Origin of the sequence: Variovorax sp. CAN15 (assembly GCF_030462475.1) — a bacterium.
Taxonomy (GTDB): domain Bacteria; phylum Pseudomonadota; class Gammaproteobacteria; order Burkholderiales; family Burkholderiaceae_C; genus Variovorax.
Map to the genome: position 1 here is coordinate 1 of NZ_JASMRZ010000153.1, position 5024 is coordinate 5024.

Annotated in this window: 7 protein-coding genes; 4 read left to right on the forward strand and 3 right to left on the reverse strand. The window is 60.6% G+C overall.

Annotated features, from left to right (window positions below; all coding sequences use genetic code 11):
* The 3 genes from QMO14_RS32745 to QMO14_RS32755 all read left to right on the forward strand — a co-directional run.
* Positions 1-286, forward strand: a 286-nt coding sequence (locus QMO14_RS32745; protein WP_301512286.1) for an Hsp20/alpha crystallin family protein, incomplete at its 5' end; no start/stop codon positions are given.
* Between the two features lie 17 nt (positions 287-303).
* Entirely contained in the window at positions 304-714 is a 411-nt protein-coding gene (locus QMO14_RS32750; RefSeq protein ID WP_301512288.1) for an Hsp20/alpha crystallin family protein, read from the forward strand.
* 644 nt (positions 715-1358) lie between these two features.
* A complete protein-coding gene (locus tag QMO14_RS32755) occupies positions 1359-1622 on the forward strand; it encodes a hypothetical protein (RefSeq protein ID WP_301512289.1) in 264 nt (87 codons plus the stop codon).
* Positions 1623-2116: 494 nt separating this feature from the next.
* Here QMO14_RS32755 and QMO14_RS32760 read toward each other — a convergent pair whose 3' ends face one another.
* The 3 genes from QMO14_RS32760 to QMO14_RS32770 form a co-directional block, all read right to left on the reverse strand.
* Positions 2117-2386, reverse strand: coding sequence for a DUF3606 domain-containing protein (locus tag QMO14_RS32760; RefSeq protein ID WP_301512290.1), 270 nt, complete (start codon positions 2384-2386; stop codon positions 2117-2119).
* Positions 2387-2483: 97 nt separating this feature from the next.
* Positions 2484-2744: a hypothetical protein gene (locus QMO14_RS32765; protein ID WP_301512292.1), complete on the reverse strand. Its 261-nt coding sequence runs from the start codon at positions 2742-2744 to the stop codon at positions 2484-2486.
* Positions 2741-2917 carry a DUF3606 domain-containing protein gene (locus QMO14_RS32770; RefSeq protein ID WP_301512294.1) on the reverse strand — a complete coding sequence of 59 codons (177 nt, stop codon included), beginning with the start codon at positions 2915-2917 and terminating at the stop codon, positions 2741-2743. Before QMO14_RS32770 ends, QMO14_RS32765 begins: the two co-directional genes overlap by 4 nt.
* Before the next feature lie 310 nt (positions 2918-3227).
* On the opposite strand from QMO14_RS32770, the gene QMO14_RS32775 reads away from it, so the two are divergent.
* The coding region (locus QMO14_RS32775) for a catalase (RefSeq protein ID WP_301512295.1) at positions 3228-5024 on the forward strand (1797 nt) is incomplete at its 3' end.

Sequence of the window (5024 nt, forward strand, 5' to 3'; positions counted from 1 at the left end):
AGAGATCTATGCCTTCGCGCCAGGCATCGACCCGGCTACGCTGGAGGTCCACCTCGAGCGTGGTCTGCTGACGATTTCTGGTGAGCGGAAGAGCGTGCTGCCCGGGGCGGAGGAAAAGGCGGCCGTGCACATCAATGAGCGATTCGAGGGCGCGTTCCGCCGCATGCTGACGCTGCCCGATGACGCAGACCCCGAAGCGGTCGACGCCAAGTTAAGCGACGGCGTGCTGCGCATCACCGTTCGCCGCAGCGCGTCCGCCCAGCCGCGCCGCATCGCCATTCAGTGATCAGGAGGACAAACATAATGAGCAACGACCTTCAAACTCGTTCCCCCGCTGCGCCGGATCGCACCGATCCAAAGCAGGAAGCGTCGCGCTATCGCACCTCTGCGCTGACCCCGCCGGTCGACGTTGTTGAAGACGCGGGCGGCATTACGCTCTACGCCGATTTACCGGGCGTCCCGCGCGAGAAGCTGAACCTTCATGTGGAAGCGGATACGTTGACCATCGAAGCGGAATCTGGCTTGAGCGTGCCCGAAGATCTGAAGACAAGCCACACCGAGGTAGGGCTCGGTCGGTTCCATCGGGTCTTCACTCTCAGCAAGGAACTGGATACCGAGAAGGTGTCTGCCGAGCTTGCGCAGGGCGTCCTGAAGCTGCGGATCCCGAAGGCTGAGCACGCGAAACCGCGGCGCATCAACGTCGAAGTGGCCTGAATGGCGACCAGTGCTGCGGGCAGCCACCCTGGTTGTCCCGCAGCGCTCACGTTGCTGACCAATGCTCGCGGAGAAGAGCCGTCCGGTGCCAGTCTGGATTTCCGCGTCACGCTGCGCTCGCTTCCGGTCATGCACAGCGACTAGGGGCGGAGTGCGATAGAGGGTGAGATGCCGCTCGAAAATGAGAATCGAGGTACGAACACGGTGCTCATGAAAACGGCGCGAGCCGTGAATGAGCAGCATCTCAGCACTGACCCTAGTTGTTTCAGCCTGTTGCGGCTGTAGGTCAAAAGGCCGCAAAACCCTAGTTGTCGGAAACAGAGCTACTTCATGCGCGAGCGGTCCGCTAGAGGGAAAAAGAACCCGCCGAAGCGGGTCTAAGGAGGCAGGCATGTGGTCAAGGGAGGGTCGGATACCTACCCCGCGAGGCAGTCTAGACAATGAGCAAGCTCATTTTGTAGGTCGACCGCTCAACTTCTGAGCACCCGTTAAGCCGTTCCCGATGTCGCCATTTCCGACATTGACAGTAAGCGTCCGGCCATTTTTATCTTGGCGTGCGGCGTGGTCGACGGAGACAAGGGGATGACAACCGTCGCTGTATGCTTCGATGATGAGGTGCACCGTTGCAATGAGCGAGATGAGCCATGAATCCTGATCGCCGAGTACTCGTCGCTTTGGAGCGCCCGCCGGGGTACGAAGACGTGCACACCGAATTGGTGGTGGATGATGCTATGTGCCTGGGCTGGACCTGGGAGATCCTTCACGATGAAGGAGCGGCTGTAGTGGTCGCGATTGACCGGCCGGAGGGCTACGATCGGTCCTCCGCCGTGGACATGGCCAAGGAAGCGATCAAAGAGACTTGGCCTACTTGGTCAGTTCTCAAACGCGGCAAGTCGGTCGCGTCGTAGTCGGTGCACCACCGACCAGTAGAGGTCGGGCTCCATGTCTGCCGCTGCAGTTCCCGCAGCAGCTAAGCCGGCGCCGATCTCCCTTCACCGCCGCAGCCTCGATAGTGTTCACGTGTCCGCCAAAAAATAAGTGGAGTAGTGAACACGATGCTCCTAGGCCCGCCGGCAGGAATCAAGATGGGTTGGCCGGACGCTTACCATTGACACTCGGTAGACCACGGCATAAAAACTTTTTGTTATGAAAATTGGTGAGGAGTGACGTAGTGCCTATGAACTTATTGCGACGCATCGAACATGCGTCGTTTCCGTTGGCAATCCACGAGGAGGGAGATATTCAATGCGCGGCCGTTTTAGCAGCGGCTCAACTCATCGAAGCCAACCTGCCTGAGCCCGGCCTCTTCTCTGGAGGCAAAGGCATGATTCTTCGCATTACGCCTATGGGGCGAGCCGAACTAAAGCGGCTGGAAGAGCGAGATCAGAGCGCAGTCGACTTGTCAGGAACCTAGCGGCCACGCGGGTGGCCTGGTGCTGGAAGGACAAGCTTCAACCTTTTCTGAAGCGGCGGGTTCGCTGCCCTGACCTGTAAGCGGCATCACGCCGCCGCTGAGCGCGGCGAGATAAGCTCGCACACTTTCCGCGGAATTTCCCACTGCGCGTATAGCGATGCGCAACTCGGCGACGCTGCAACCAAGGTGCTTGGCCCATAGCTTTGCGTCGGTCGTGGTTGCTGCGGTGATGTGTTGAGTTCGCGTGCGAGGGCGCATAGGCACAGGAGCAGAGAGTTATGCAAAAGGCCCTCGCCGCCAGTACCAAAGCTAGCTTGCGCCAGGCACGGAACAGGGCGTAGAGGGCCATCCAAGTTCATCCCAGAGGAATGCCTACCGGCGCCGCGTCTTCGTCGTCGCCGACTTCGCGCGGGCCGATGCGTTCATCGGGGGCGTACCTGAAAAGCGCAGTGTTACCAGCCTGAAGTGCGTCGAGCCACATGTCGTAAGGCTCTGCTGCTGACTCTAGCTCTCGCCACTGCGAAGCGTCGTCGCCTTCCTCCATGAGCACCCAGTAAAAATGCCCAGGGTCCGGCTCATCAACGTGCACGGAGATCCGTCGGATATGCGACTTCATGCTTTTTTCAGATAGACGCGCACTGCCTCCGCAGAATTGCCCACCGCCTTGACGGCATCGCGGAGCTGTGCCTCGGTACACCCCAGGGACTTTGTCCAGGAGAGCACCTCGTGCGGCTCATTCAAGGCGATGAGTTTCCGGTCTAGGCCGGTCTTTTTCGGATTGTCGGTCATAGTGTTCCTCTGATGATCGGCATTGCGCCGCGCCATGAACATTGGGCTTCGGCAGCGCCCTGCCTATCATCGAAAAGCGAATCCGACTGACAGCGTGTCTCCTACGTGCGCGCTGCCTGGCAGCCATGCCGCTCTTCGCCGGTTAGCTGCGCGAACGCGCGATCCAGCTATGAGGCGCACGCTCTGAAACTCTTCTCGCTATGCCATCCACCGTCGACCCGGCACGAGCTGGAGCTCTGCGATGCGCATTCTTCCTACATTGGCGATCAGGTCGGGCCCCTAGCCTTGCGTCCCCTTTCAGGAGAATCCCATGGCCAAGAAATCGCCTGCTTCATCATCGTCCACTGCGGAGATCGACGCGGCCCGCGCCGCGGCCAGAAATACCGATAGTGGCCCTGCAAACCCGGCGCCGGCAGCAGCTGGAAAAGGTGATGCACCCACTCAGAAATCGATTGATACACAGAAGCTGGTGAGCGCGATGCCAGCGAACCTGAACAAGCCCGCTGAATACGGCGAGGAAAACGCCTCATCTGCTCCGGCTGGTGCCGTGGCAGAGCCTGCATCTTCGTTGCCTGGGGCCAGCACTCTCTCCGAGGCGAACTTCTCCAGCAAGACTGGCACCGCTGCGAGAGAAGGTGTCAACGCCACTATCGATACGCTGGACCGTGTCCGTGTTGATTCGAGCGGCCAGGTGCTCACCACGAATCAGGGTGTTGCCGTCGCTGACAATCAGAATTCCCTCAAAGCAGGCGCGCGGGGGCCCGCGCTGCTCGAAGATTTTATCCTGCGCGAGAAGATCACGCACTTCGACCACGAGCGAATCCCTGAGCGCATCGTGCATGCACGCGGCTCGGGCGCGCACGGATTTTTCGAGTGCTACGACCCGCTCACGAAGTACACCAAGGCAGCGCCCTTCAAGGAGGCCGGCAAGGTCACGCCGGTGTTCGTGCGCTTTTCCACCGTGGCCGGCGAGCGCGGCTCGAAGGACACTGCGCGTGACGTGCGCGGCTTTGCCGTCAAGTTCTACACGGACGAAGGCAACTGGGATTTGGTCGGTAACAACATCCCGGTTTTCTTCATTCAGGACGCCATCAAGTTCCCCGACCTGGTGCATGCCGTGAAGCCGGAGCCACACCACCAGATGCCTCAGGCCGCCAGCGCGCACGACACCTTCTGGGATTTCGTTTCTCTGATGCCCGAGTCGACGCACATGCTCATGTGGCAAATGAGCGACCGCGCCATTCCACGCAGCTACCGGATGATGCAGGGCTTCGGTGTGCACACGTTCCGCCTGGTCAACGACGCGGGCGAGAGCGTGCTGGTGAAGTTCCACTGGCAGCCCAAGCTCGGCACGCACTCGTTGGTGTGGGAAGAAGCCGTGAAGATCTCCGGCGCCGATCCCGACTTCCATCGCCGTGACCTCTGGGAAGCGATCGAGGCTGGCGAGTATCCCGAATGGGAACTGGGTCTGCAAATCTTCACCGAGGAGCAGGCCGAGCAGTTCAGCTTTGACATCCTCGACGCGACCAAGCTCATCCCCGAGGAGCTGGTGCCGGTGCAGATCGTGGGGCGCATGGTGCTCAACCGCAATCCCGACAACTTTTTTGCGGAGACGGAGCAGGTCGCGTTCTGCACGGCCCACATCGTGCCAGGGCTCGACTTCACCAACGACCCGCTGCTGGCGGGGCGCATCCACTCCTACGTCGACACGCAGATCAGCCGCCTTGGCGGGCCCAACTTCCACGAGTTGCCCATCAACGCCCCCATCGCGCAGGTCCACAACAACCAGCGCGACGGCATGCACCGCCAGGCGATCAACCGCGGCCGCGTTGCCTACGAGCCGAACTCATTGGCTGGCGGTTGCCCCTTCCAGGCCGGCGCGGCACAGGGCTTCGCGAGCGTGGCTCGGCGTATCGATGCCAAGGAAAGCGCCGACAAGGTGAGGATCAAGCCTGAAAAGTTTGCTGACCACTACACGCAGGCTCGCCTGTTTTTCGAGAGCCAGACCGAAGTCGAGAAGGCTCATATCGGCAACGCTTTCCGCTTCGAACTTTCCAAGGTCACGGTGCCGGCGATTCGGCAGCGCGTCGTCGCCAGCCTTTTGAAC